The sequence below is a fragment of the Streptomyces sp. NPDC002889 genome, from assembly GCF_042888425.1.
Lineage (GTDB): Bacteria > Actinomycetota > Actinomycetes > Streptomycetales > Streptomycetaceae > Streptomyces.
Window position 1 is genome coordinate 14,626 of the sequence record NZ_JBIAPT010000009.1, and the last position, 24,953, is coordinate 39,578.

Below are 24,953 nucleotides of genomic sequence, written 5' to 3' on the forward strand. Positions count from 1 at the left end.
TACGCAGAGGGGTGGAACGCCGTCCTGGGACGGCCGGGGGGAGTGGGACGGCTTGAGCGCAGCGCGGGAGACCGAGGCATTCGCACGGCGGCTGCGGGAGATCCGGGACGGGTCGGGCCGCAGCTACGGCGCGCTGGCGCGCAGGGTGGGAGTCGGCGCGTCGACGCTGCACCGGTACTGCTCGGGCCGGACGGTGCCGCTGGAATTCGCACCGGTGGAACGGCTGGCCCGGCTGTGCGGCTGCGACGGCGAGGAACTCGTCGCGCTGCACCGGATGTGGATCAGGGCGGACGTGGAACGCCGCAGCCGGCAGGAGAACGGGGAGGGAGCGGGGCGGGTCCCGGCGGCGGCCGGTGACAAGGCGCTTGTGTCCCCTCCAGGCACCGGGGGCGCGTCGGGCCCGCAGGACTCGGCGGATATGGTGGCGGGTCCGGTCACGGGCCGGGCGGCGGATGTGGTCCCCGGCCACGGGGCTGATGTCACCGCCGGCGGCTCGGCGGCGCAGGGGCAAGACGGCCCGGCCGACGCTGCCACCGCGCCGGATGTGGCCACCGGCCCGCGAGTCTCCGCCGTCCTCCTCGGCGAGGACCCCGCGGACAGCGAGGCGTCCGCCCCCGGGGCGCTGCCCGTCCGGATTGGACGCTTCGGCCCCCTCCGCCGTCGCCGCACCGTCTACGCCGCCGCCCTGGTCACGACGACCATCCTCACGCTCGTCCTTCTCATGGCGTTCGACCGGTCCCCGCTCCTGGCGTCCGACGGACAGCGCACCACGGCCCGGCAGCCCGCCGGCGGTCACAGCGCAGCCTCCGCTGCCCCTGGTGACGAGGCCGGCGCCGAGGGGCTCGCCTCGCCGGATACGAAGGCCTCCGGGCCGTCCGACGGGCCGTCAGGATCCACGGGCACGCCGCGCCCCGGCTCCGGGGCGGCTTCCCCCCGGCCGACCAGCACCTCCCGACCCGGGGGCAGCGCAACGCCGTTCACCTGGAAGACCGGCCAACACGTCTGGGAGAACGGCTGCGACCACGCCTACGCCGTCAACCGTGGTCCCGGTGCCGTACCTCCGCCACCGGCCGAGTCCGACGCCGGACCCTGGGCCCGCTCCCTCGGCGCGGTGCACGCCGGCAACACCCTCGTCCGCATCACCGTGCAGGGCAGGAGCGACAAGGCCGTCGTCCTTCAGGCGCTACGGGTCCGCGTGACCGCGAGGCGGACACCGCCGAACCACAACGTCTACCGCATGAGCTCCGGTTGCGGAGGGTCGATCACGCCGCGGCTGTTCGACACGGACCTCGACGCGCCCCGCCCGCTCGCCCGCTCGGTACCGGGCAACGACTCCGGCGAGCCGATCCCGGCGGTCTCGTTCCCCTACAAGGTCTCCGCCACCGATCCCGAGATACTTCTGGTCACCGGCCGCACGGTGACCTGTGACTGCGACTGGTACCTGGAACTGGAATGGAGCAGCGGCGACCGCTCCGGCACGATCCGGATCGACGACGCGGGCCGGCCCTTCCGCACGAGCGGCATCCGCGGCCGCCCGGTCTACGACTACGACCACAGCTCCGGTGGCTGGGTCCCGGCCGAGTAGTCGGCCCGACCCGGAAGGCCCTGACCGCCCAACTGCCGGACGTACCGCACCTCGGGGACCGCCACGCCCTCCACGTCGTACGGCTCCTCCGCGCCGTCGGGGAGGAAGCCCGCCCGCTCGTAGAAGCGGCGGGCCCGGTCGTTCTCCTTCAGGACCCAGAGCCGCATGCTCCGGAACCCGTCCGCCTCGGCGCGTCGGTTCAGCTGGGCCATGAGCGCGCGCCCCACCCCCGTGGACACCTGCTCCGGCAGCACGTATATGGCGTACAGCTCGCCCTGCTCCGCCGTCGCGCCCTCGTCCCGGCTCGGGCCGATGCAGCCCCATCCGACCACCGCTCCTGCCCGCACCGCGACGACGTTCGTCACCCTGCCGCGGCCCCTCTCGAAGAAGTCCCGGCGCTTCTCGGCGTCCTCGGCCACGCTCATGGCGTCCAGATACGACTGGGGCATCATCCCGGCGTACGCGAACTGCCAGCCCCGCACCCGCACCGTGGCGACGGCCTCGCAGTCGTCGGTGGTCATCTCCCGTACGAGGGTCTCCACGCGTCAGCCCGTCTCCGCTACGAGCGCGAACGCCTCGATCTCGACAAGCAGTTCGGGGCGGAACAGTGCCGAGACCTGGACCGCCGAGCTTGCCGGGAGGCGGGCGGTGCCGAGCGCTTCGTCGCGGGCCGCGCGGACCGCCGGGAGGTGGGCGACGTCGGTGACGAAGTAGGTCAGCTTGACCAGGTCGTCGAAGGACGCGTCCGCCGCGGCAAGACAGCGGCGCAGGTTCTCGAAGACCTGCCGGGCCTGTGCCGCCGCGTCCTCGGCGCCCACGACCTCACCCTGCTCGTCGAGGGCGCACTGGCCCGATATCGCGACGAAGCGGCCGGTGCCCCACACGACGTGGCTGTATCCGGTGCCGGGGGCGACACCGTCGGGGGCGTTCACATGGGTGAGATGCGCAGTCATGCGCACATCCTCGCTCACGCCACTGACAGCCGGTCTCAGAGCAGGGTCAGCTGGGTCGGTTCCGGTGCCGCGGCGTCCGGCTCCGCGCGGGCGGGGATCCGGCGTGGCATCCCGCGGTCCGAGGGGCCGATCCCGAACTCGGTGGCCAGCTCGTGGACATGGCGGGTGATCCGGCGCTGGTACCACTTGGGCGCGTATGCCCCATCCGCGTACAGCCGTTCGTAGCGCCCCACCAGATGCGGGTGCCGCTCGCGCAGCCAGGCCATGAACCACTCGCGTGCGCCGGGCCGCAGATGGAGTACGAGCGGGGTCACCGATGTCGCGCCGGAGGCGGCGATCGCGCGGACCGTCGCCCGCAGCTGGTCCGGGCGGTCGCCGAGGAAGGGGATCACCGGCGCCATCAGGACGCCGCATCCGATGCCGTGCTCGGTCAGGGCGCGTACGACGTCGAGGCGGCGCTCGGGGGAGGGGGTGCCCGGTTCGACGGTGCGCCACAGCTCCTGGTCGACGAAGCCCACCGACACCGAGATGCCGGCCTCCGTGACGTCGGCGGCCTGTCGCAGCAGTTCCAGGTCCCGCAGGATCAGCGTGCCCTTGGTGAGGATGGAGAACGGGTTCGCCTGGTCGCGCAGGGCCGTGATGATGCCCGGCATCAGCCGGTAGCGCCCTTCCGCCCGCTGATAGCAGTCGACGTTGGTGCCCATCGCGATGTGCGCGCCCTTCCACTGCCGGGAGGTGAGCTGCCGGCGCAGCAGCTCCGGTGCGTTGATCTTGACCACGATCTGGGAGTCGAAGCCGAGGCCGGTGTCGAGGTCCAGATAGCTGTGGGTCTTGCGGGCGAAGCAGTACACGCAGGCGTGTGTGCAGCCCCGGTAGGGATTGACGGTCCATTCGAACGGCATCCGGGATGCGCCCGGCACGCGGTTGAGGATCGAGCGGGCCCGGATCTCGTGGAAGGTGATGCCGCGGAATTCGGGCGTGTCGAAGGTGCGGGTGGTCACCGCGGACGTACCGAAAAGAGCGGTGTCGCCGGTGGCGGCGGGGTTGTCGACCAGATTGTCCCAGCGCATGGGTGCCTCCTCGGTAGCACTGGCCCCAGAATAGAACAACTGTTCCCATGATCGCTGCCTCGCGCCGTCGGGAGTGGACGGCGCAAGGATTTGGGGAGGCCTGACCCGAGGTGATTGGCTAGCGCCATCCCGCTGGAGCGAGTGCTGGAGGAAACAGGAATGGCGCAGGTCGAGGCGACCACGGAGCGGATCATCGCGGCGGACGCGGAGACGGTGTTCGATGCCGTGGCCGACTACGAGAACACCCGCGCGAAGCTCCTGCCCGAGCACTTCAGCGAATACGAGGTCCGCGAGGGCGGTGACGGCGAGGGCACGCTCGTGCACTGGAAGCTCCAGGCGACCAGCAAGCGCGTCCGCGACTGCCTGCTCGAGGTCACCGAACCCACCGACGGTCAGCTCGTCGAGAAGGACCGCAACTCCTCGATGGTCACCACATGGACCGTCACCCCGGCCGGTGAGGGCAAGTCCAAGGCTGTCGTCACCACTGTCTGGAACGGCGCCGGAGGTGTCGGCGGCTTCTTCGAGAAGACCTTCGCACCCAAGGGTCTCGGCCGGATCTACGACGCCGTGCTGGCCAGGCTCGCCGCCGAGGTCGAGAAGTAGCAGTCCACGATCCACTCACCGGTTCGAGTGGTTTTCCCCGTGGCGCGTGATGCGCCCCGCGCACGACGTGCCACGGGAAAGCCCCTGATGGGCGCCCGATGTGCGCCCCCTTGGGGCCGGTTGACGCGATCACGCTGCCGCGGTCCCGACGGCGTCCGGCTTGCTCCCCCTTGGCGCGTAATGCGAACAATGGCGCCGCGCAGGCGACGAGGGGAGCAGATCCGTGGGCGGAAGCACTCTGGTGAAGGACGAGCAGGCCGCACCGGCGGCCGCCGTCGGCCCGGCGGACCCGCCGCCCCCTGCCGCCACGGCGACGTCCCCCGAGGCTCTCAGCCCCCGGCGCGTACGCCTGGTCTTCCTGGGCCTGATGCTCGCGCTGCTGCTCGCCGCCCTCGAGCAGATGATCGTCGCCACCGCGCTGCCGAAGATCGTGGGCGAGCTCCAGGGGCTGGACCGGATGCCCTGGGCGATCACCGCCTATCTGCTCACCGCCACCATCGGCCTGCCGATCTACGGAAAACTCGGCGATCTCTTCGGGCGCAAGGGTGTCTTCCAGTTCGCCATCGTCGTCTTCGTCGTCGGCTCCGCACTCGCCGGCTGGTCACGCACCATGGATCAGCTCATCGCGTTCCGCGCCCTCCAGGGCATCGGCGCCGGCGGGCTCATGATCGGCGTGCAGGCGATCATCGCGGACATCGTCCCGCCCCGGGAACGCGGCCGCTTCATGGGACTGATCGGTGCCGCCTTCGGACTCGCGTCCGTCGCAGGACCGCTGCTCGGCGGCTTCTTCACCGACCACGCCTCCTGGCGCTGGTGCTTCTACTTCAACGTCCCCTTCGGCCTGATCACGCTGCTCGTGGTCACCCTGGGGCTGAAGCTCCCCAGGCCGGCGGTCCGGGCCCGGCTCGACGTCCTCGGCGCGCTGTTCCTCGCGGCAGCCTCCACCTGCCTGGTGCTGCTGACCAGTTGGGGCGGCACCGAGTACGCCTGGGACTCGGGCGTCATCCTGGGGCTCGCCGCCGCAGCAGCGGCAATTACCGTGCTCTTTCTGGTCGTCGAGCGCTTCGCACCCGAACCGATTATCCCGCTGCGGCTGTTCCGCGACCCGGTCTTCGTCATCACCTCGCTCGTCGGCGCGGTCGTCGGCGTCGCACTCTTCGGCGCGGCGGGCTATCTGCCGACCTTCCTCCAGATGGTCGACGGGGCCGGCGCAACCGAGTCGGGCCTGCTGATGCTGCCGATGATGGGCGGCATCGTCGTCGCCTCGATCGTCTCGGGACAGCTCATCAGTCACACCGGGCGCTACAGGATCTACCCCGTCCTCGGCAGCCTCGTCGCCGCCGTCGGCATGTGGCTGCTGTCCGGACTCGAGGCCGGCACGCCCCGGCTTGAGTACAGCATCTGGCAGGCCGTGCTCGGCGTGGGCATCGGACTGGTGCTGCCGGTGCTGATCATCGCCGTGCAAAGCGCCGTACCGCCCGCCGACCTCGGCACCGCCACCAGCGCCCACAACTACTTCCGGCAGATGGGCGGCAGCGTCGGCGCCGCCGTGTTCGGCACCCTCTTCGCCGACCGGCTCACCGATGCGCTCGCCGACCGCCTACCGGCCGGTGCGGACCTGCCCGATCCCACGTCCATCACCCCGCAGCTGGTGCACGCCATGCCGCCCGTCCTGCGCGACGGCTACATCCAGGCATATGCGGACGCGATGCCACGGATCTTCCTCTTCCTCGTGCCGGTGCTCGCGCTCGGCCTGTTCATCGCCTTCTTCCTCAAGGAGAAACCGCTGGTGTCCCACAACGCCTCCGCCGCCGAGCCCACCGCCGTTCCGCACGCCCGCCACGCAAGCCCCCGCACGCCGACGCCGCCGGCTTCCCCGTACCCCGTGGGTGTCCCCGTCTGCGGCACCGTCCAGCACCACGACGGCAGCAGCGTGCCGCGGGCCGCCCTCACGCTCATCGACGTACAGGGAAGGCAGATCGGCCGCGGCGCGAGCGGCGAGGACGGGCGGTATGCGCTGAGCGTGCCCGGCTCCGGCTCGTATGTGATGATCGCTGCGGCCGGCGGGCACCAGCCGCAGGCCGTCACCGTCACCGTGGGCGAGCGGCCCGTCGAACTCGACGTGGTCCTCGGCGGCGCGGGCCGGCTCGCCGGAACGGTTGTGACCGCCGACGGCACCCCGGTGCGGGATGCCGCCGTCACCCTCACCGATGTCCGCGGTGAGGTCGTGGCGAGCACCCGCAGCGGCCGCGAAGGCGGCTATGTGATCACGGAGTTGGTTGCGGGGGAGTACACCCTCGCGGCGAGCGCCCCTGCCTTCCGCCCCGCCGCGCACCCCGTCAGCGTGCAGGCTTCCCGCGAGACCCGACAGGACATCGAGCTGGCCGGCGGTGCGCTGCTGCGCGGCACGGTACGGGCCGGCGACGGGCGGCCGGTCGATGACGCGCGCGTCACCCTCCTCGACGCGGCCGGCAACGTGATGGACACCCTCACCACGGGCCCCGACGGCACCTTCCGCTTCGTGGACCTGTCGTCCGGCGAGTACACCGTGATCGCCGCCGGTTATCCGCCGGTGGCGACCGTCCTGCAGGTCGCGGGCGGCGGGCGAACCGAGCGCGACCTGCAGCTCGGCCACGAGGACTGACCCGTAGCAGCTCGTGGGCGGCCAATTGACGCGACGTCAATTCGCGTGCACGCACGCCCTGTTACGTCATTGCCACGCCAAAGCTACTCGTGAGTCGTAACGTGGTGCCGAGGCCGCGGATCCGGGCGGCGGGGAAGGAGCCATCCAGCCATGGACAGTGGTGTTCCGCCGACAGCGCCACCGCAGGACGCCGTGGCCGGCCGGGTCCCGCTCGCCGTGGTCGTCGTGGACGGCGACGGTTTGGTGTCGCACTGGTCCACGGGTGCGCGACGGCTGTTCGGACCCACGCGGGAGGCCGCGGTCGGCCGGAGCGCGGTCGAACTGCTCCCCGTCTCCGGCGCGCTGAACGAGGACAGGCTGAACGAGGACAGCTCGTACGACGCCCTGGAGGCGTACGACGGGCCGGGTCCCGGCCTCGACGCGTCGCTGAACGGCCTCACCGCCTACCCCGCCGCGGGCCGCGCCCGGCTCTCCGAAGCGGGCGGCGCACGGGTCGACGTGCTGTGGTGGGCGTATCCCATGGTCGGGCCCGGCCCCGAGCGGCTGCTCGTACTGGCCGCCGACGCGAGCCGGTTCGCCGGCGAGGACGAGAGCGTCGAGCGCATCTCGCCCGGGTTCGCCCTGCACACCGAGTTCCCCGGCTTCGACGAACTGGCCCGCGGACTCCCGGAGATCCTGCCGAGCATGAGCGTCCAGGAGTCGTCGCGGATCGTCTCCCAGGTCCTGGATCTGGGCTATCCCGTGCTCGAGTTCAGCCACCACGACCGGGTGCCGGTCACCCCGGACTGGGGTGTCCCGCGGCGCGCCGAGCGCAGGGCACGGCAGCGGGCGGCCGAGAAATCCGCGGCGGCGGGACACCCCGTCGAAGCGGCCGATCCGGTGCAGGACCTCGAGTACGCCGCCGTGCGCGAGCGGCTGGAGTTCCTCAACGAGGTCAGCGGCCGTATCGGCTCCTCGCTCGACCTCGCCCGGACGATCCAGGAAGTCAGCGCGGCCGTCGTGCCGCGCTTCACCGATGTCGCGGGCACCTACCTGCGGGAACAGGTCGTCGCGGGCGAGGGCTTTCCCGACGGACCGCCGGACGAGACCACTCTGTGGCACCGGGTCGCCGTCGAGCACGTCGACGAGCCGGGCCGCTGGGACGATGTCGTACCGGTCGGCGAATCCATGCCGTTCCCCGTGCACACCCCGTTCTTCCGGTGCATGACCACCGGCGAACCCGTGCTGGTGCCGCGGATCAGCGAGCAGATGGGCACCGCCATCGCCTCGCAGTTCGAAAAGCGCGACATCCGCCCGCTGATCAACGGCCGCTCCATGCTGGTGGTGCCGCTCAAGGCGCGCAATGTGGTGCTGGGCTTCATGATCCTTCTGCGCCACGCGGAACGCGCCGTGTTCAACGACATGGACCGGGTCACCGGGGCCGAACTGGCCGCCCGCGCCGGCCTCGTGCTCGACAACGCCCGGATGTACACCTACCAGGAGAACGTCGCCGAGACCCTCCAGGACTCCATGCTGCCGCAGGCAACGCCGCGGATGGCGGGCTGCGACACCGCCACCCGCTATCTGCCGGGCACCCAGCTCGGCCGGGTCGGCGGTGACTGGTTCGACTCGATCAAGCTGCCGGGATCGCGCACCGCGCTCGTCGTGGGCGATGTGATGGGTCACGGCCTCCACTCGGCCGCGATGATGGGCCAGTTGCGCACCGCCGTGCAGACGATGGCGGCTCTCGACCTGCCGCCCGCGCAGCTGCTGCGCAATCTCGACGACCTCGCCCAGCGTCTGGGCGAGCACTATCTCGCGACCTGTCTGTACGCGGTGTACGACCCGATCCGGGGCGAGCTGCACATGGCCAACGCCGGCCATGTGCCCCCGGTGATCGTGCGCGCCGCGGACGGGCGCAGCGAACTGCTGGAGCTGCCGACCGGCGCCCCGATCGGTGTCGGCGGCGTGCCCTTCGAGAGTGCCCGGGTGCCGGTGTCACCCGGTGACCGGCTCGTCATGTGCACGGATGGGCTGGTGGAGGTGCGCGGCGAGGACATCGGTGTGGGCCTGGCGACGCTGTGCGAGTCGGCCGCGCACCCCGCCGCCTCCATGGACGACGCCTGCGACACGATCATCCGCGCGCTCGCCGCGTCCTTTTCACAGGCGGGCCGCGGCGGCCGCAAGGACGATGTGGCTCTGCTGATGGCCAGGCTCAACGGGATGGAGCCGGATTCGGTCGCCGCCTGGGAGCTGTCGCTCGAGCCGAGCGAGGCCGCACGGGCCCGGCGGCTCGTACGGGGACAGCTGGGCGTGTGGGGACTCGGCGCACTGAGCGAGACGGCGGAGCAACTGGCCGGCGAGGTGGTCGCCAATGCGGTGCGGCACGCGCACGGGCGGCGCGCGGAGCTGAGGCTCGTACGGGCAGGGTCGCTGCTGTGCGAGCTGGCGGACGAGGACCAGACGCTGCCGGCACTGCTCGGGGCGCGCCCCGACGACGAGCACGGCCGGGGGCTGAGAGTGGTGAGCAGCCTGGCGCGGGAGTGGGGCACCAGCCGTACGGCCCACGGCAAGACGGTCTGGTTCGAGCTGGCGCTGCCGTAGTCGCCGGAGCTCCCCCCGGCCACAGCGCACACCCCCCGGCCACACCCGCGGAGCCGGACGTGCCGATCCTGCCGGTCGAACGCTGCGCAAAGGTCCACGTCGGGTTCTTGTCGCGACAACCGCGGAGCGGTAGACCGATCTTGACGCTGTGTCAGCACATCACACCCTGGGGACTGGAGCGTTTCATGAGCGTGACGAGTCGTTACAAGGAAGCCTGGGAAGGATTCTGGAGCGAGGCCCCCGACGCGCCGGGGGAGGTGTTCTGGGACGCGGAACCCGCTCTGACCGCCGGGGTCCATCTCGCGATCTACGAGCCGCACATGACCGAACCCGCCCTGTCCCTGGTCGACCTGGGCTGCGGCAACGGCACCCAGACCCTGTTCCTCGCCGGCCGTTTCCCGTCCGTGCTGGGCGTGGACCTGGCCCCCGCCGCGATCCAGCGCGCCAGGCGGAGGGACAGCGGCGACGAGGCCCGGTTCCGTGAGCTGGACGCGGCGGACGGAGCGCTGATGGCGCAGCTGCACGCCGAACTCGGTGACGCCAACGTCTATATGCGAGGCGTGCTCCATCAGTGCGATCCGCAGGACCGCCAGGCGGTGGCCGACGGGATCGCGACCCTGGTGGGGGAGCGGGGACGTGCATTCGTCGTGGAGCTCGCCGAGACGGCCGGGCGGCAGCTGATGGGCCTCGCGCAGTCGCCCGAGGGGCCGCCGCCGAAACTGCGGCCCGTCTTCCGGCACGGCATCGTGCCGGGTGCCGTGGCGGACGCCGAGGTCGAGGAGTTCTTCACCACCGCCGGTCTCGAGGTGCTGGCGAGCGGTGACCTGCCACTCACCACGACCGAGTACGCCCCCTCCGGGGCCCGCATCGAGCTGCCGTCGAGGTGGCTGGTCATGGGAAGCGGCCGTGCCTGAGGACTGATGTGTTCACCTCGGATTGAGCCGAACGTGCCCGGCGAGCCATCCGGTTGCGCAAGGCTGTCCCCGTGGGACGCGGGACTCTGGGGGAGGCGGCCGTGGCCATCGGGGAGAGACCGGTCATCGAGGAACCGCGACTGGAGGTCAGGCGCGGCTCGTCCTCCTTGTCGTCGCGGCGCACCTTCCTTGTCGCCGCCGTGCCCTTGCTGGCCGCCGTACTGATCGGTGCGCTCACACTGGCCGTGTCGGGAAACATCCTGCTTCCCTTCCATCGGGTGGTCACGCTGGAAGGGAAGATGGCCTCCAAGCGGGACTTCTTCGAGGACGCCGAGGTCCAGCGGATCCTGATGAAGCATCACATACGGGTGCACATCACCAGCTCCGGATCGCGCGAGGTTGCCGTCCGGGACATCTCCCGGTACGACTTCGTCTTTCCCTCCGGCCAGCCCGCAGGTGACCTGATCACCAGTGCGCGGGCATCACGGAACCAGTACGCCAAGGTGCACCGGCCGTTCGTCAGCCCCATCGTGCTCGCCACCTACCGCGAATACGCCGAGACCCTGCGGGACGCGGGGATCGCCACCGCGCACCGCCGCGCGGGCCCGGGCGGCCCGCTGTACTACGTACTGAACATGCCTAAATTCCTCGACCACATCCACCGGCAGGTCCGGTGGGACGACATCGGCATCCAGCGGCACGGCATCACCAACGCGAACCGGATCGTCGCCCAGAGCCCCGACGTGTGCGGAGCCAACTCGGCAGGCACCTATCTGGCGCTGGTCGCCTTCACCTGGCACGGCGAGGGCGACGAAGTGCCGGACACCGACCGGGAGGCGGACGCGCGGGGGCGCGAGATCAAGCACCTCATGGACCAGGGCCTGCCGGCCGCCGACGTGTTCCGGACCTACATCTCCCCGGAGGGCAAGGGCATCGCTCCCTTGGTGGTGGCGTACGAGCATCAGTACCTCGCGTACCAGGTCCGCTACCAGGCCGAGTCGAAGAAACTGGACCCGCAGCGGGTGCTGCTGTACCCGTCCAGCCAGTTCGTGACCCAGCCCCAGTTCATCTCCCTCAACCGCGACGGCGACCGACTCGGCGAACTCATTTCCACCGACCCGGAGTTGCGCCGACGCGCCATGGAGCTCGGCTACCGGATCCTCGACCCGACGGGCGAGGTCGCGGGCGACCAGCTGACCGGCTTCCTGCAAGGCCGCGACATCCCCGTCCCCTCGATGGAGAACGACGACACCAGGACGTCGATGCCCCGGCTGCGCTACCTGGAACGCATGATCTCCCTCGTGGGCGACTGCCCGGCCGTCGAAGCCCTGCCCGGACGCCCCTGATGAGGCAGCAACGCCGTCGACCGACCGGCCTCATCGCCCTGTGCATGGCCTGCCTGTGGCTCGCCGCCGTCACGGCATGCTCCGTGAACCGCCCCGAGTCCGTCACCCTGCGGGTACTGGCCAGCTCCGAACTCGTGGACATGCGCCCCCTCCTCGACGACCTGCGCCGCGAAACCGGGATCACGCTGGAGATGGACTACCGCGGCACCGTCGACGCCGGCAACGCGCTCGCCTCCGGCCGCTACCGGCACGATCTGGCCTGGCTCTCCTCCGACCGCTACTTCCGCCTCAAGCAGAAGGAGACCGCGCCGGGCGTCGAGCCGCCGCTCGCCACCAGCATCATGCGCTCGCCCGTCGTCATCGGCATGCGGCCCGCCACGGCCGAACAGCTGCGCCGCACAGCGCCGGGCGGCCGGATCTCCTGGGCCGACGCGGCCGACGCCGCTGCCGACGGCACCCTGAAGTTCGCGATGGCCGACCCGCGGCACACCAACAGCGGACTCGCCGCACTCATCGGCGTCGCGACGGCCGCGGCGGGCACGGGAAGCCCCCTGCGCCCCGAGGACGTCTCCTGCGACCGGCTGCGCGGCTTCTTTGCAGGGCACGCGCTCACCGCGGACTCGTCGGCCCGCATGGCCGACGGGTTCGTACGCAGGCAGGACGAACTGAACGCCATGATCACGTACGAGTCAGAACTGCTCCAGCTCAACAGGAGCGGCGAGCTGCGCCGGCCGCTGGAGATCGTCCACCCCGACGACGGCATGGTGCTCTCCGACTATCCGGTGCTGCTGCTCGACCCCGCCAAACGGGACGCGTACGACAGGATGGTCGACTGGCTCAAGAGCGATCCGGTCCAGAAGAACATCATGGAGCGCACGCTGCGCCGGCCGATCGATCCCGGCGTGCCCCGCATACCACGCCTGCGCGAGCCGGTCGGCAACGCGCTGTACTTCCCGGGCGACCAGAAGGTCGTCGACCGGCTGCTCGCCGACTACGGGGCTCCCCGGCGGGACCGGCCCGCCCGGGTGATCTTCCTGCTCGACTTCTCCGGCTCGATGCGCGGCGAACGCATCGCGCAGCTGCGGGCCACCTTCGACGGGCTCAGCGGGGCGGACGACTCCCGCTCCGGAAAGTTCGTCAGGTTCTACCGGGGCGAGGCGCTCACCGTGATGAGATTCGCCGGCCGCGTACTGGACGAACGCAGCGTGACCTACGAGGGGCAGCGCGACCTGGGCCGGCTGAGCGGCTTCGTGGCGTCCGACGACTTCGCCGACTCCACCGCCATCTGGTCCTCCCTCGACCACGCCTACGTCAAGGTGACCGGTCTCGTACGGCAGCACCCGGGACAGGACATCTCCATCGTGCTCATGACCGACGGAGAGAACAACGCGGGGATGGATCTCGACACCTTCCTCCGCCGGCACGCGGCGCTGCCGCCCCAGGCGCGCGCGGTGCGCACCTACACCGTTCGCCACGGCGAGGCCGACACCGAGGAACTGGATCGAGCGGCACGGGCCACCGGCGGCCGGATGGTCGACGCCACCGCCCAGTCGCTCCTGAACGCTTTCAAGGAGATCCGTGGGTGTGCTCAGTGAGGTGTGGTGGGGCGTCTGGTGGCCCTGGATGCTCCTGTGGCTGCTGACCTTGGCCGGCGCCTTCACGGCGCTCGTCATGGCCGTGCTCCGGCTCACCCGCGGCAGGCGCGGACGCGGCCAGAACCTCACGTACAGCATCTGCTTCTATCTGCACGACCGGTCCGTCATGGACCACTACCAGATGCGCGGTTACGCGGCGGCCCTGCGCAGAGAGGTGGAGCAGCGGACCAGCGACAGCAAGGACGGCACCATCCGCGCCACCGTGTTCGGGCTGAGCGCGGGCGGCGGCAGACGTGACAACAGTGAGATCGTCAGCAAGTACATGGAAGTGGCCGAGCCCATCTCGGTGATCGGCATCATCATGGACGTACTGGAGGAGAAGGACGTCATCGTCCATGTCGACCTCGTCAACCAGACCGTGCGGCGCAATGCGGCGCTGACCCGGGGACTCGCGACGCCGCACGGGTCCGGGACGTCCCAGCAGACCGTACTCCTGCGGGACATCGAGGACTTCGTGCTGATCCGGGGGCGGTTCCGCAAGGTCGAGGAATCCCCGCGGAGCACGGTTCTGCTGGCCCCGTACGGGGACCCCGCCGACCCCGCCGAAGGGCCCCGCGTGCGGGTCACCTGTGCGACCGAGGGGCTGCGCACCGAGGTCCCGCAGGGGACCTTCTCGGCCCGCTGCCTCGGCAAGGTCCAGGACTGGAACGCCGACGGCGCGGTCCTGGAAGTGCAGGCGATGGCGATCTTCCGGTAAGGTCCGCGCGCTACCCGGCCGCCCGAAGGATCACCAAAATGACGAACAAGTCCGTTCCGTTCGACGACCTGGACCGGAAGATCGTGGCCGCTCTGGTCGCGAACGCACGGACCAGTTTCAACGAGATCGGCGCGGCGATCGGCCTCTCGGCGACCGCCGTCAAGCGGCGGGTCGACCGGATGCGCGAGAACGACATCATCACCGGATTCACCACCACGGTCCGGCCCGCCGCACTCGGCTGGCGCACGGAGGCGTATGTGGAGGTGTACTGCGACAGCGCCGCCCCGCCGCGGCGCCTGGCCGAGGTCGTACGCAACCACCCCGAGATCATGGCCGCGATGACCGTCACCGGCGGCGCCGACGCGCTGCTGCATGTGCGGGCCACGGATGTGGAGCACTTCGAGGAAGTGCTCGAGCGCATCCGGGCCGAGCCGTTCATCCGCAAGACGATCAGTTACATGGTCCTGTCACATCTGCTCACGAGCAGCCCGGAAGCCGGCGCCGGGCGGGCCGCCACCGCGCTCGGCGACGACGACTGAGCCGTCGCCCGTTCGCCGTCCTTCCGCCGATTACTCCGCGGCGATCGTCTCCGCTTCGGTGACCTGCGTAAACGATCAAGCTGGAGCGGCCACTACGCCTGCCCGGGTGACACCCGTGCAGGCACGTCCTGTTGCGGACCTGACGGACTGTCGGTTGCCTCAGGAGCGGAGCACAGCAGAGGCGCCGCGCAGACAGGCCGGACACTGCTCCGTTGGAGGATCCTTATGCGTACCAAACGCGTTGGTGCAGGTATCGGCCTGGTTCTCGGTGCCCTTGCTCTGTCGGTCCCGGCAGCTGTCGCCGCCGACGACGCGGGCATCGACATCAGCCCGGGGAACGCCTCCCCGGGCTCCACGGTCACCGTCACCACCACGGCCTGCGGCGAGGGCGAGACCTACGGCAAGGGCACGTCGGAGGTGGGAGGAGCGTTCCACCTCTTCAAGGGTGACGGTGAAGGCGAGCTCACCGGCCGGTTCCGGGTTCCGGAAGGAACCCGGCCCGGCAGCGACACGGTCACGGTCAAGTGCCCACCACGGGTCAAGGTCACGGATGACTACGAGATCACCCGCCACCCGAGCGGCGCGGTCGAGGCCGGCTTCGGGGCCGCCGACGGCAGAGGCACGCAGCTCGCCCTCGGCAGCGCGCTCCTCGCCGCAGCCGCCGTCGGGTATGTGGTCAGAATGCGCCGCCGTCCGAGCGGCGACCGGATCTGAGAGCCCAACTCCCCTGACAGCGGCCCCCGGACACCGCATCCGGTCCGGGGGCCGCGAGGTCCCACCCCACCCCGCCGCGAAGCGGAGGCGCCACCGCGATGGAAACCGGTCACAGGATCAGCGCTTCCCCCCCTCCGTTCAGGCCTTCGGTGAAGTATCTGGCCTGCGCACTGCTGGCGGGTACGGTGCTGGTGATCAGCGGGGCACGCGACGACGGGCCGCCACCGCAGCCTTCGGCCGCCCAGGCATTCTCCGGCTCCCCACGCCCCGCTCCCGGCCGCACCGCCTCGCCCGCGCTCAGGGCCGCCCGGCCGCTGCCCCCCTCGGACCCGCTCCGGCTGCGGATCCCCGCCATCCGCGTGGACGCCTCCATGACACGACTGGACCTCGATCCCGCGGGGGCGCTGCGGCCCCCGCCCGCCGACAACCCCTTCCTTGTCGGCTGGTACGGCGACGGCACGCCTCCCGGCTCGGCGGGAACGGCCGTCACCACCGGACACGTGGACACACCCACCGGCCCCGGCGTCCTCCACGACCTCGGCGCCCTCGTCAAGGGCGACACGATCGAGATCAGCCGGGCGGACCGGCGCACGGCCCTGTTCACCGTCGCCGCGGTGGAGGTCTACGACAAGAAGAGATTCCCGGACAAGAAGGTCTACGGCAGCTCCGACCTGCCCGAACTGCGGGTGATCACCTGCGGCGGCGGTTATGCCGAGCCCACCGGCTACCGGGCCAACGTCGTGGTCTACGCGACGATGACCGCGGTGAAACAGGCGGACCGCCACCCCCTGGAGCGGGCCCGGGACAGGCCGGGGAGCACCCGGTGAAGCGAACCACCGCCGAAGGCCCCATTTACGCAGCATTGCTGCGCGCATGCGCAGTATCTGATTCTTGTCGCAGCTCCTCGCCGCTTTCTACCGTTGATGACATGCGGGTCATCCCCGGTCACCCTCAGGAAGCGGGAGGAATCACTCGGTGCCACCCAGCCGTCTGCCTCGCCCGAGACGTTATCTCGTCTGCGAACCCCGGTACTTCGACGTGCGGTACGCCATCAATCCCTGGATGCGCGAGAACACCGAAGTCGACCTCGATCTCGCCCGGTCCCAGTGGGACACCCTCGTAGCCACCTATCGCGACCTCGGCCACACGGTGGAGACCGTCGCTCCGGAACCCGGCCTGCCGGACATGGTGTTCGCGGCCAATTCGGTTCTCGTCGTCGAGGGACGGGTCTTCGGCTCCCGCTTCCATGCCCCGCAGCGCCAACCCGAGGAGGCGCTGTACGCGGCCTGGTTCAAGGCGGCGGGCTTCGATGTGCAGCAGTCCCTTGCGGTGTGCGAGGGCGAGGGCGACCTCGTCCCGGTCCGCGGCCTGGTCCTGGCCGGCACCGGCTTCAGAACCACCACGGACGCACACCGCGAGGTGCAGGAGTTCTTCGGCATGCCGACGATCAGCCTGCAGCTGGTCGACCCGTACTTCTACCACCTCGACACCGCCCTGTTCGTCCTCGACGACGAGAACATCGCCTACTACCCGGACGCGTTCTCGCCGGGCAGCCGAGAGGTGCTGCAGCGGCTCTTCCCGCAGGCCCTGACCGCGACCCGCGAGGACGCGACGGCGTTCGGCCTCAACTCCGTGTCCGACGGCCAGCATGTCCTCGTCGCCCCCGGCGCAACGGCCCTGATCGCACAACTCACCACGCACGGCTACCTCCCCGTCCCCGTCGACCTGTCCGAGTTCCACAAGGCCGGCGGAGGCATCAAGTGCTGCACCCAGGAGATTCGCGCATGACCCTCGCCACCGTACGTACGCAGCGCTCCTCCGCCGAGCTGATCAGTGCCGAGGACACCACACTCGCGCACAACTACCACCCGCTGCCCGTGGTCGTCGCCCGCGCCGAAGGTGTATGGGTCGAGGACGTCGAGGGCCGCCGCTATCTCGACATGCTGGCCGGCTACTCGGCCCTGAACTTCGGCCACCGCCATCCCGAGCTCATCGCCGCGGCCCACCGCCAGCTCGACGAGGTCACGCTGACCTCCCGTGCTTTCCACAACGACCGGCTCGCCGGATTCGCCGAGGGGCTCGCCGAACTGACCGGCCTGGACACCACCCTGCCGATGAACACCGGCGCCGAGGCCGTCGAGAGCGCCATCAAGGTCGCCCGCAAGTGGGCGTACGAGGTCAAGGGCGTCGCGCCGGGTCAGGCCACCATCGTCGTCGCCGCCGGAAACTTCCACGGCCGCACCACGACCATCGTGAGCTTCTCCACGGACGAGACCGCCCGCAGCGGCTTCGGCCCGTTCACGCCCGGCTTCCGCGTGGTTCCCTACAACGACCTGGCCGCCCTCGAGGCGGCCGTGGACGAGACCACGGCCGCCGTACTGATCGAGCCCATCCAGGGCGAGGCGGGCGTGGTCATCCCCGACGACGGTTATCTCACCGGCGTACGCGAACTGACCCGCCGCACCGGCTGCCTCTTCATCGCGGACGAGATCCAGTCCGGTCTCGGCCGCACCGGCACCACCCTCGCCGTCGACCACGAATCCGTACGTCCCGACATGCTGCTGCTCGGCAAGGCACTGGGCGGCGGCATCGTGCCCGTCTCCGCGGTGGTCGCGCGCCGGGATGTCATGGCGGTGCTGCGCCCCGGCGAGCACGGCTCCACCTTCGGCGGCAACCCGTTGTCCGCCGCGGTCGGCTCAGCGGTCGTCGACCTGCTCGCCACGGGCGAGTACCAGCGCCGCGCGGCCGACCTCGGCGGCGTACTGCGCGACGGTCTCGCCGCACTCGTCGGCAAGGGTGTCGTCGGCTTCCGCTCCCGCGGTCTGTGGGCCGGCGTCGATGTCGACCCGGAGATCGGCACCGGGCGACAGATCAGCGAACGCCTCATGCGCGAGGGTGTCCTCGTCAAGGACACTCATGGCTCCACCATCCGGATCGCCCCGCCGCTGACCATCACCCGCGAGGAACTCGAGTCGGCCCTCGCGGCTCTGGAGAAGGTGCTCGGCTAGCGCCACCGGACGGCGCGAACCTGCGCCGCCACCGGACGGCGCGCCCCCTGCGGCGCACCACCGGTTGTGCGGCTGTCTCCGGTCTACACTCACGCTCTGCCCCAAGGCGTGCCCGGGCAGAGCGGCCCAGGGGAACGGAGACAGCTGTGAAGATCCTCATCAGCGCCGACATGGAAGGCGCCACCGGGGTGACCTGGCCGGCCGACGTGCTGCCCGGCACACCCCAGTGGGAGCGCTGCCGCGCCATGTTCACCTCCGATGTGAACGCGGCAGTGCTCGGCTTCTTCGACGGCGGCGCCGATGAGGTCCTCATCAACGAGGCGCACTGGAGCATGCGCAACCTGCTGCTCGAGCAGCTCGACGAGCGGTCCGAGATGCTCACCGGACGGCACAAGTCGCTCTCGATGGTGGAGGGCGTGCAGCACGGCGACGCCGACGGCATCGCCTTCGTCGGCTACCACACCGGCGCCGGCACGGAAGGCGTGCTCGCCCACACCTATCTCGCCAACTCCATCACCGGCGTCTGGCTGAACGGCGTGCGGGCGAGCGAGGGCCTGCTGAACGCCCATGTCGTCGCCGAGTACGGAGTCCCCGTCATCCTCGTCACCGGCGACGACCTGACCTGCGAGGACGCCCTCGACTACGCCCCCGAGGCGCACAAGGTCGCCGTCAAGGACCATGTCTCGCGGTACGCGGCCGTGTGCCGCACCCCGACGCGTACCGCGGCGGACATCCGTGCCGCCGCGAAGGAGGCCACGGCACTCGCGACCCGTCACGAGCCCGTGCGGGGCGGCCCGTTCACCGTGGAGCTGGAGTTCGACGCCGAACATCTCGCCGCCGCCGCCACCGTGGTGCCAGGTGTGGCGAGGACCGCCGCCGAGCGGCGCGTCGCCTACACCAGCGAGACGATGTATGAGGGCATTCGCACATTCAAAGCGGTCACGACGATCGTCTCGGCAGCGGTGGAGGAGCAGTATGGCTGACGTGACGACGACGAACGCCATGGACGGCCGAGCACACGACGAGGTGGTGGCCTTCACCTCCGACCTCATCCGGATCGACACGACCAACCGCGGAGGCGGTGACTGCCGGGAACGGCCCGCCGCCGAATACGTCGCCGAACGCCTCGCCGACGCCGGAATCGAACCCACCCTGCTGGAGCGCACCCCCGGGCGCACCAACGTGGTGGCCCGTATCGAGGGCACCGACCCCTCGGCCGACGCCCTGCTCGTCCACGGCCATCTGGACGTGGTGCCCGCCGAACCCGCCGACTGGAGCGTGCACCCCTTCTCCGGGGAGGTCCGCGACTCGGTCGTCTGGGGCCGCGGCGCCGTCGACATGAAGAACATGGACGCGATGGTGCTCGCCGTCGTACGGGCCTGGGCACGCGCCGGGATCCGACCGCGCCGCGACATCGTGATCGCGTACACCGCCGACGAGGAGGCCAGCGCGATCGACGGCTCGGGTTTCCTTGCCGACCATCACCCCGGGCTGTTCGAAGGCTGCACGGAAGGCATCAGCGAGTCCGGGGCCTTCACCTTTCACGCCGGACCGGGGATGGCGCTCTACCCCATCGCCGCGGGGGAGCGCGGCACCGGCTGGCTGAAACTCACCGCGCACGGCACCGCCGGCCACGGCTCCAAGGTCAACCGGGCCAACGCCGTCAGCAGGCTCGCCGCCGCGGTCGCCAGGATCGGCGAGCACCACTGGCCGGTGCGGCTCACCCCGACCGTACGGGCCTCGCTGACCGAGCTGGCCGCTCTGCACGGCATCGACACCGATGTGAACGCCCCGGACGTCGACGTGGACGCGCTGCTGGAGAAGCTGGGCCCGGCCGCGGCCCTCGTCGAGCCGACCGTACGCAACAGTGCCAACCCGACCATGCTGGAAGCCGGTTACAAGGTCAACGTGATCCCGGGCCACGCCATCGCCTACGTGGACGGGCGGATGCTGCCCGGCGGCGAGGCCGAGTTCCACGAGACGATGGACCGGCTGACCGGACCGGACGTCGACTGGGAGTTCCATCACCGTGAGGTGGCCCTCCAGGCCCCCGTCGACTCCCCGACGTTCGCCAAACTGCGCGCCGCCGTGGAGCACTTCGACCCGGCGGGGCATGTCGTGCCGTACTGCATGCCCGGCGGCACGGACGCCAAGCAGTTCTCCCGGCTCGGCATCACCGGCTACGGGTTCTCACCGCTGAGACTGCCGCCCGGTTTCGACTACGCCGCGCTGTTCCACGGAGTCGACGAGCGCGTCCCGGTCGAGGCGCTGCACTTCGGAGTCGACGTCCTCGATCACTACCTGCAGTCCGCATAGGGGGTTCGGCATGGTACCCACGGGTCCCTACGGAACGTGGCCTTCGCCGATCGACGCGGCCCTCGCCGCCTCGCACGACGGACGCCCCGACTTTCTCGCCATGGTCGGCGACGAGGTGTGGTGGACCGCGCCACGGCCGGTCGAGGGCGGCCGGCGGGCTCTGATGCGCAGACGGGCCGACGGCGGCGAGGAGTCGGTGCTCCCCGCGCCGTGGGACCTGCGCAGCCGCGTCATCGAGTACGGCGGCCTGCCCTGGGCGGGCGTTCAGCGTGCCGACGGAGGGCCTCTGATCGTCTTCGTGCACTTCCCCGACCAGCGGCTGTACGCGTACGAGCCCGATGTGCCCGGAGCCGAACCGCGCCCGCTCACCCCGCTCTCGCCCGTGGGCGGCGGGCTCCGCTGGGTCGATCCGAGGATACGGACGCAGCAGGGTGAAGTGTGGTGCGTGCTGGAGGAGTTCACCGGCGAGGCACCGACGGACGTACGCCGGGTGATGGCCGCCGTACCGCTGGACGGCTCGGCCGCCGAGGACCGTGGCGCGGTTCGCGAACTGAGCGACGACCGGCACCGGTTCGTCACCGGGCCGCGGATCTCCCCCGACGGCCGGATGGCGGCCTGGATCGCCTGGGACCATCCGCAGATGCCCTGGGACGGCACGCTCGTCATGCTCGGCGAGGTGGGCGAGGACGGCGCGTTCAGCGCGGTGCGGCCGGTCGCCGGGGACACGGAGGAGTCGATCACTCAGGTCGAGTGGGCCGCCGACGGCTCGCTGCTGTTCGTCTCGGACCTCACCAACTGGTGGGAACCGCGACGGATCCGGCCCGAAGCGCTCGGCACGGGCCTCGTCCCGAGCACCGCCCTGTGTCCCGGCCGCGCCGAGGAGTTCGGCGGCCCGCTGTGGCAGATCGGCCGCCAGTGGTTCCATCCTCTCGACAACGGGCTGATCGCGGTCATCCACGGCACCGGCACCACCACGCTCGGCATTCTGGACCCCGAGTCCGGGGAACTCGTCGACGCGGCGGGACCGTGGAGCGAGTGGGCGCCCACCCTGGCCGTGCACGGTGACCGGGTGATCGGGATCGCCGCCAGCCCGCGCAGCGCCTACGAGGTCGTGGAACTCGACACCCGTACCGGCCGGGCCCGGGTCATCGGCGGCGCGCACGGCGACCCGGTGGACCCCGCGTACTATCCGGAGCCGCAGATCCGCACCTTCACCGGACCGGACAACCGCGAGATCCACGCCCATATCTATCCGCCGCACAATCCGGACCGGATCGCATCCGACGACGAGCTGCCGCCCTATGTCGTGTGGGCACACGGCGGGCCCACCAGCCGGGTGCCTCTCGTACTCGACCTGGAGATCGCCTACTTCACCTCGCGCGGCTTCGGCGTCGCCGAAGTCAACTACGGGGGCTCCACCGGCTACGGCACGCAGTACCGCAACCGGCTGCGCGAACAGTGGGGCGTCGTCGACGTCGAGGACTGCGCGGCCGTCGCCGAGGCGCTCGCCGCCGAGGGCACCGCCGACCCGGCACGCCTGGCGATCCGCGGCGGCAGCGCCGGCGGCTGGACCACGGCAGCCTCCCTCACCACCACCGACGTGTACGCGTGCGGCACCATCATCTATCCCATCCTCGACCTGCTCAGCTGGGCCACCGGCGAGACACACGACTTCGAGTCGCGCTACCTCGAGTCGCTGGTCGGCCCGCTGTCCGCGGTACCCGGCCGCTACCGGGAACGCTCACCGCTGAACAACGTGGAGCGCCTCACCGCGCCCTTCCTGCTGCTGCAGGGCCTGGACGACGTGATCTGCCCGCCCGTCCAGTGCGAGCGCTTCCTCGCCCGGATGCCAGGACGCGGCGTCGCGCACGCCTACCTCGCCTTCGAGGGCGAGGGACACGGCTTCCGCAGGGCCGACACCATGATCCGCGCCCTCGAGGCCGAACTGTCCCTGTACGCACAGACCTTCGGCATCTCCCGCCCCGACGTCCCCCCACTGGAGCTCAAGAAGTGAACCGCCCGCCCCTGACGCCCCTGACCCGCCCGGCGCGACTGCGCCCCGGGGCCAAGGTCGCCGTCGTGGCGCCCAGCGGCCCCGTACCCGGCGAACGGCTCGACGCGGGCCTGGAGATCCTGCGCGGCTGGGACCTGGACCCGGTCGTACTGCCCCATGCCCGCGACCAGCACCCCGGCTTCTGGTATCTGGCGGGGACCGACCAGGACCGCGCCCGCGATCTCACCGAGGCCTGGTGCGACCCGTCCGTTTCCGCCGTCATCTGCGCCCGCGGCGGCTACGGCGCCCAGCGCATGGTCGACCTGCTCGACTGGACCGCGATACGCGCGGCCGGCCCCAAGATCTTCGTCGGCTACAGCGATGTCACCGCCCTCCACGAGGCCTTCGCCGTCCGGACGGGCCTGGCCACCCTGCACGGCCCCATGGTCGGCGCCGCGACCTTCCTCAAGGACGCCCCCACTCAGGAGTCGCTGCGCGCCACGCTCTTCGAGCCCGAGTCGGTACGCACCCTCGGCCTGGACACGGCCCGCACCATGGTGCCGGGACGCGCCCGGGGCATCACGCTCGGCGGCTGCGTCAGCCTGCTCGCCGCGGACCTGGGCACCCCGTCCGCCCGGCCGTCCGCCCGCGGCGGCCTGCTGCTGATCGAGGACGTGGGCGAGGAGGACTACCGCCTCGACCGCATCCTCACCCAACTCCTGCGCTCCGGCTGGCTGGACGGGGTCAGCGGCATCGCGCTCGGGTCCTGGGCCGAGTGCGGACCGTACGAACAGGTGCGCGCGGTGCTGCTCGACCGGCTCGGTGGACTGGGCGTCCCGGTGGTCGAGGAGCTGGGGTTCGGGCACAGCGAGACGGCCCTGACGATGCCGCTGGGGGTCGCGGCGGTGCTGGACGCGGAGGCGAGGACGCTGACGCTTGACGAGCCGGCGTTGCGCTGAGGTCTGCGCTCGGGCCGGTTCCGGCCCGGCGGCCCGCGGGCCGCCGGCCCGGATGCCCTCGTGCCGGGCGCCGGCCGCGGGCGCCGGGCGCACATCGCGCTCGTGCCGCACCGGCGTGGTGCGGGCTGCCCGCGCACCGCGATCGCCGTGGAGGCGGCCGATCCTTGACGCGGGACGAAACGTGCACGCTCACCGGCGGCCCGGATGCCCTCGTGCCGGGCGTCGGCCGCGCCGGTCAGCGGGCGAGCGCCGCGTACCCCGGCCGTATCACCTCGTGGATCAGCCGCTGCCGCTCCGGCAGGGGCAGGAACGCCGACTCGATCGCCGCGACCGTGAAGTCCTCGAAGACCTCGGGGCCGTACCCGAACGCGTCCACCATGTGCTGGAACTCCTGGCTCATCGTGGTGCCGGAGACCAGGCGGTTGTCCGTGTTGAGCGTGATGCGGAAGCCGAGGCGGCGCAGGAGATCGATCGGGTGCGTGGCGTAGTCCTTGGCCGCGCCCGTCTGGAGGTTGGAGGTCGGGCAGACCTCCAGCGCGATTCCGTTGTCGCGGACGTACGAGGCGAGGTGTCCGAGTCGGGCCGTGCCGTCGTCATGCACCGTGATGTCGTCGGTGATGCGCACGCCGTGCCCGATCCTCTCGGCGCCGCAGATCTGCACGGCCTCGTGGATGGACTCGGCGCCGACCGCCTCGCCGGCGTGGATCGTGAAGTGGCAGTTGTGCCGCTTCAGATGCTGGAAAGCCGGCAGATGGCGGGCCGGCGGGTTGCCGATCTCGCCTCCCGCGATGTCGAATCCGGCGACCCCGCGCTCACGGTGGGCTACGGTCAACTCGGCTATCTCCAGGGAGCGTTCGGTGTGCCGCATGCCCGTGAGCAGCGCCCGGACCGTGATCCGGCCCCCGGCGCGGCGCTCGCCCTCGCGGAAGCCCGCGTTGACCGCGTCCACGACCTCGTCGAGGGTCAGCCCGCGCTCCAGATGCTGCTCGGGCGCGTACCGCACCTCGGCGTAGACGGCACCGTCCGCCGCCAGGTCCTCGGCGCACTCCGCCGCGATGCGCTCCAGCGCGTCGCGGGTCTGCATCACCGCGCAGGTGTGGGCGAACGTCTCCAGGTAGCGCTCCAGCGAGCCGGAGTCCGCGGCGTCCCGGAACCAGACTGCGAGCGCGGCGGGGTCCTCGGTGGGCAGATCGCGGTAGCCGCACTCGCGGGCCAGCTCGATGATCGTGGCCGGACGCAGTCCACCGTCGAGGTGGTCATGAAGGACGGCCTTGGGCGCGCGAAGGATGTCAGACAAGTGCATCCCGGGAGTGTACGGCACGGGGCGGCGGGAGACGCACCGCGCGGGCCGGGCGCCGACCGGACCGGCCCGCG

Annotated in this window: 21 protein-coding genes; 17 read left to right on the plus strand and 4 right to left on the minus strand. The window is 71.1% G+C overall.

The features are described from left to right. Positions 1-52 precede the first annotated feature (52 nt). Positions 53-1,585, plus strand: coding sequence for a helix-turn-helix domain-containing protein (locus ACFYWI_RS15070; RefSeq protein WP_389231033.1), 1,533 nt, complete (start codon positions 53-55; stop codon positions 1,583-1,585). Here the strand turns inward: ACFYWI_RS15070 and ACFYWI_RS15075 are convergent. Genes ACFYWI_RS15075 through ACFYWI_RS15085 form a run of 3 tightly spaced genes read right to left on the minus strand, consistent with a single transcriptional unit; the run spans position 1,546 to position 3,608 of the window. Then, complete coding sequence (locus ACFYWI_RS15075; protein WP_389231769.1) at positions 1,546-2,106, minus strand: GNAT family N-acetyltransferase; 561 nt, start codon at positions 2,104-2,106, stop codon at positions 1,546-1,548. The genes ACFYWI_RS15070 and ACFYWI_RS15075 overlap by 40 nt on opposite strands. 24 nt (positions 2,107-2,130) lie before the next feature. Beyond that, positions 2,131-2,538 (minus strand): RidA family protein, encoded by a 408-nt coding sequence (locus tag ACFYWI_RS15080; protein WP_389231036.1) that lies wholly within the window; start codon positions 2,536-2,538, stop codon positions 2,131-2,133. Positions 2,539-2,573: 35 nt separating this feature from the next. Further along, a complete protein-coding gene (locus tag ACFYWI_RS15085) occupies positions 2,574-3,608 on the minus strand; it encodes an Rv2578c family radical SAM protein (protein WP_389231039.1) in 1,035 nt (344 codons plus the stop codon). Between the two features lie 159 nt (positions 3,609-3,767). On the opposite strand from ACFYWI_RS15085, the gene ACFYWI_RS15090 reads away from it, so the two are divergent. The 16 genes from ACFYWI_RS15090 to ACFYWI_RS15165 all read left to right on the plus strand — a co-directional run bounded on the left by ACFYWI_RS15090 (position 3,768) and on the right by ACFYWI_RS15165 (position 23,579). Beyond that, positions 3,768-4,211, plus strand: coding sequence for an SRPBCC family protein (locus ACFYWI_RS15090; protein WP_389231042.1), 444 nt, complete (start codon positions 3,768-3,770; stop codon positions 4,209-4,211). 223 nt (positions 4,212-4,434) lie between these two features. Next, complete coding sequence (locus tag ACFYWI_RS15095) at positions 4,435-6,855, plus strand: MFS transporter (RefSeq protein WP_389231045.1); 2,421 nt, start codon at positions 4,435-4,437, stop codon at positions 6,853-6,855. A 150-nt stretch (positions 6,856-7,005) separates the two neighbouring features. Continuing rightward, positions 7,006-9,438, plus strand: a complete 2,433-nt coding sequence (locus ACFYWI_RS15100; RefSeq protein WP_389231048.1) for a SpoIIE family protein phosphatase — start codon at positions 7,006-7,008, stop codon at positions 9,436-9,438. A 185-nt stretch (positions 9,439-9,623) separates the two neighbouring features. Beyond that, a complete protein-coding gene (locus ACFYWI_RS15105; protein ID WP_389231051.1) occupies positions 9,624-10,352 on the plus strand; it encodes a class I SAM-dependent methyltransferase in 729 nt (242 codons plus the stop codon). Between the two features lie 71 nt (positions 10,353-10,423). Next, on the plus strand, positions 10,424-11,698 hold the full coding sequence (locus ACFYWI_RS15110; RefSeq protein WP_389231054.1) for a hypothetical protein: 1,275 nt from the start codon (positions 10,424-10,426) through the stop codon (positions 11,696-11,698). Next, complete coding sequence (locus tag ACFYWI_RS15115) at positions 11,698-13,293, plus strand: substrate-binding domain-containing protein (RefSeq protein WP_389231057.1); 1,596 nt, start codon at positions 11,698-11,700, stop codon at positions 13,291-13,293. The genes ACFYWI_RS15110 and ACFYWI_RS15115 overlap by 1 nt, the downstream gene beginning before the upstream one ends. Beyond that, positions 13,277-14,050, plus strand: coding sequence for a hypothetical protein (locus tag ACFYWI_RS15120; protein ID WP_389231060.1), 774 nt, complete (start codon positions 13,277-13,279; stop codon positions 14,048-14,050). The genes ACFYWI_RS15115 and ACFYWI_RS15120 overlap by 17 nt, the downstream gene beginning before the upstream one ends. A gap of 38 nt (positions 14,051-14,088) precedes the next feature. After that, a complete protein-coding gene (locus tag ACFYWI_RS15125) occupies positions 14,089-14,589 on the plus strand; it encodes an Lrp/AsnC family transcriptional regulator (RefSeq protein WP_389231063.1) in 501 nt (166 codons plus the stop codon). A gap of 225 nt (positions 14,590-14,814) precedes the next feature. Next, positions 14,815-15,303, plus strand: coding sequence for a sortase (locus tag ACFYWI_RS15130; RefSeq protein WP_389231066.1), 489 nt, complete (start codon positions 14,815-14,817; stop codon positions 15,301-15,303). Positions 15,304-15,401: 98 nt separating this feature from the next. Then, positions 15,402-16,130: a class F sortase gene (locus ACFYWI_RS15135; RefSeq protein ID WP_389231069.1), complete on the plus strand. Its 729-nt coding sequence runs from the start codon at positions 15,402-15,404 to the stop codon at positions 16,128-16,130. 148 nt (positions 16,131-16,278) lie between these two features. Then, positions 16,279-17,091, plus strand: coding sequence for a dimethylargininase (gene ddaH / locus ACFYWI_RS15140; protein WP_389231072.1), 813 nt, complete (start codon positions 16,279-16,281; stop codon positions 17,089-17,091). Beyond that, entirely contained in the window at positions 17,088-18,311 is a 1,224-nt protein-coding gene (gene rocD, locus ACFYWI_RS15145; RefSeq protein ID WP_389231076.1) for an ornithine--oxo-acid transaminase, read from the plus strand. Before ddaH ends, rocD begins: the two co-directional genes overlap by 4 nt. Positions 18,312-18,457: 146 nt before the next feature. Next, complete coding sequence (locus tag ACFYWI_RS15150; protein WP_389231079.1) at positions 18,458-19,294, plus strand: M55 family metallopeptidase; 837 nt, start codon at positions 18,458-18,460, stop codon at positions 19,292-19,294. After that, entirely contained in the window at positions 19,287-20,627 is a 1,341-nt protein-coding gene (locus tag ACFYWI_RS15155) for a M20/M25/M40 family metallo-hydrolase (RefSeq protein ID WP_389231082.1), read from the plus strand. The genes ACFYWI_RS15150 and ACFYWI_RS15155 overlap by 8 nt, the downstream gene beginning before the upstream one ends. A 10-nt stretch (positions 20,628-20,637) precedes the next feature. After that, positions 20,638-22,641: a prolyl oligopeptidase family serine peptidase gene (locus ACFYWI_RS15160; RefSeq protein WP_389231085.1), complete on the plus strand. Its 2,004-nt coding sequence runs from the start codon at positions 20,638-20,640 to the stop codon at positions 22,639-22,641. Then, on the plus strand, positions 22,638-23,579 hold the full coding sequence (locus ACFYWI_RS15165; RefSeq protein WP_389231087.1) for an LD-carboxypeptidase: 942 nt from the start codon (positions 22,638-22,640) through the stop codon (positions 23,577-23,579). Before ACFYWI_RS15160 ends, ACFYWI_RS15165 begins: the two co-directional genes overlap by 4 nt. A gap of 235 nt (positions 23,580-23,814) precedes the next feature. On the opposite strand, the gene ACFYWI_RS15170 is transcribed toward ACFYWI_RS15165, so the two are convergent. Further along, positions 23,815-24,882, minus strand: coding sequence for an adenosine deaminase (locus ACFYWI_RS15170; protein WP_389231090.1), 1,068 nt, complete (start codon positions 24,880-24,882; stop codon positions 23,815-23,817). Between the last annotated feature and the right edge of the window lie 71 nt (positions 24,883-24,953).

What these genes read in the sequence shown, in the direction of transcription:
- ACFYWI_RS15105 (WP_389231051.1), top strand. Translation starts at nt 9,624, where the DNA reads ATGAGCGTGACGAGTCGTTACAAGGAAGCCTGGGAAGGATTCTGGAGC.
- ACFYWI_RS15100 (WP_389231048.1), top strand. Translation starts at nt 7,006, where the DNA reads ATGGACAGTGGTGTTCCGCCGACAGCGCCACCGCAGGACGCCGTGGCC.
- ACFYWI_RS15080 (WP_389231036.1), bottom strand. Translation starts at nt 2,538, where the DNA reads ATGACTGCGCATCTCACCCATGTGAACGCCCCCGACGGTGTCGCCCCC.
- ACFYWI_RS15170 (WP_389231090.1), bottom strand. Translation starts at nt 24,882, where the DNA reads ATGCACTTGTCTGACATCCTTCGCGCGCCCAAGGCCGTCCTTCATGAC.
- ACFYWI_RS15090 (WP_389231042.1), top strand. Translation starts at nt 3,768, where the DNA reads ATGGCGCAGGTCGAGGCGACCACGGAGCGGATCATCGCGGCGGACGCG.
- rocD (WP_389231076.1), top strand. Translation starts at nt 17,088, where the DNA reads ATGACCCTCGCCACCGTACGTACGCAGCGCTCCTCCGCCGAGCTGATC.
- ACFYWI_RS15135 (WP_389231069.1), top strand. Translation starts at nt 15,402, where the DNA reads ATGGAAACCGGTCACAGGATCAGCGCTTCCCCCCCTCCGTTCAGGCCT.
- ACFYWI_RS15075 (WP_389231769.1), bottom strand. Translation starts at nt 2,106, where the DNA reads ATGACCACCGACGACTGCGAGGCCGTCGCCACGGTGCGGGTGCGGGGC.
- ACFYWI_RS15115 (WP_389231057.1), top strand. Translation starts at nt 11,698, where the DNA reads ATGAGGCAGCAACGCCGTCGACCGACCGGCCTCATCGCCCTGTGCATG.
- ACFYWI_RS15160 (WP_389231085.1), top strand. Translation starts at nt 20,638, where the DNA reads ATGGTACCCACGGGTCCCTACGGAACGTGGCCTTCGCCGATCGACGCG.
- ACFYWI_RS15155 (WP_389231082.1), top strand. Translation starts at nt 19,287, where the DNA reads ATGGCTGACGTGACGACGACGAACGCCATGGACGGCCGAGCACACGAC.
- ACFYWI_RS15125 (WP_389231063.1), top strand. Translation starts at nt 14,089, where the DNA reads ATGACGAACAAGTCCGTTCCGTTCGACGACCTGGACCGGAAGATCGTG.
- ACFYWI_RS15085 (WP_389231039.1), bottom strand. Translation starts at nt 3,608, where the DNA reads ATGCGCTGGGACAATCTGGTCGACAACCCCGCCGCCACCGGCGACACC.
- ACFYWI_RS15130 (WP_389231066.1), top strand. Translation starts at nt 14,815, where the DNA reads ATGCGTACCAAACGCGTTGGTGCAGGTATCGGCCTGGTTCTCGGTGCC.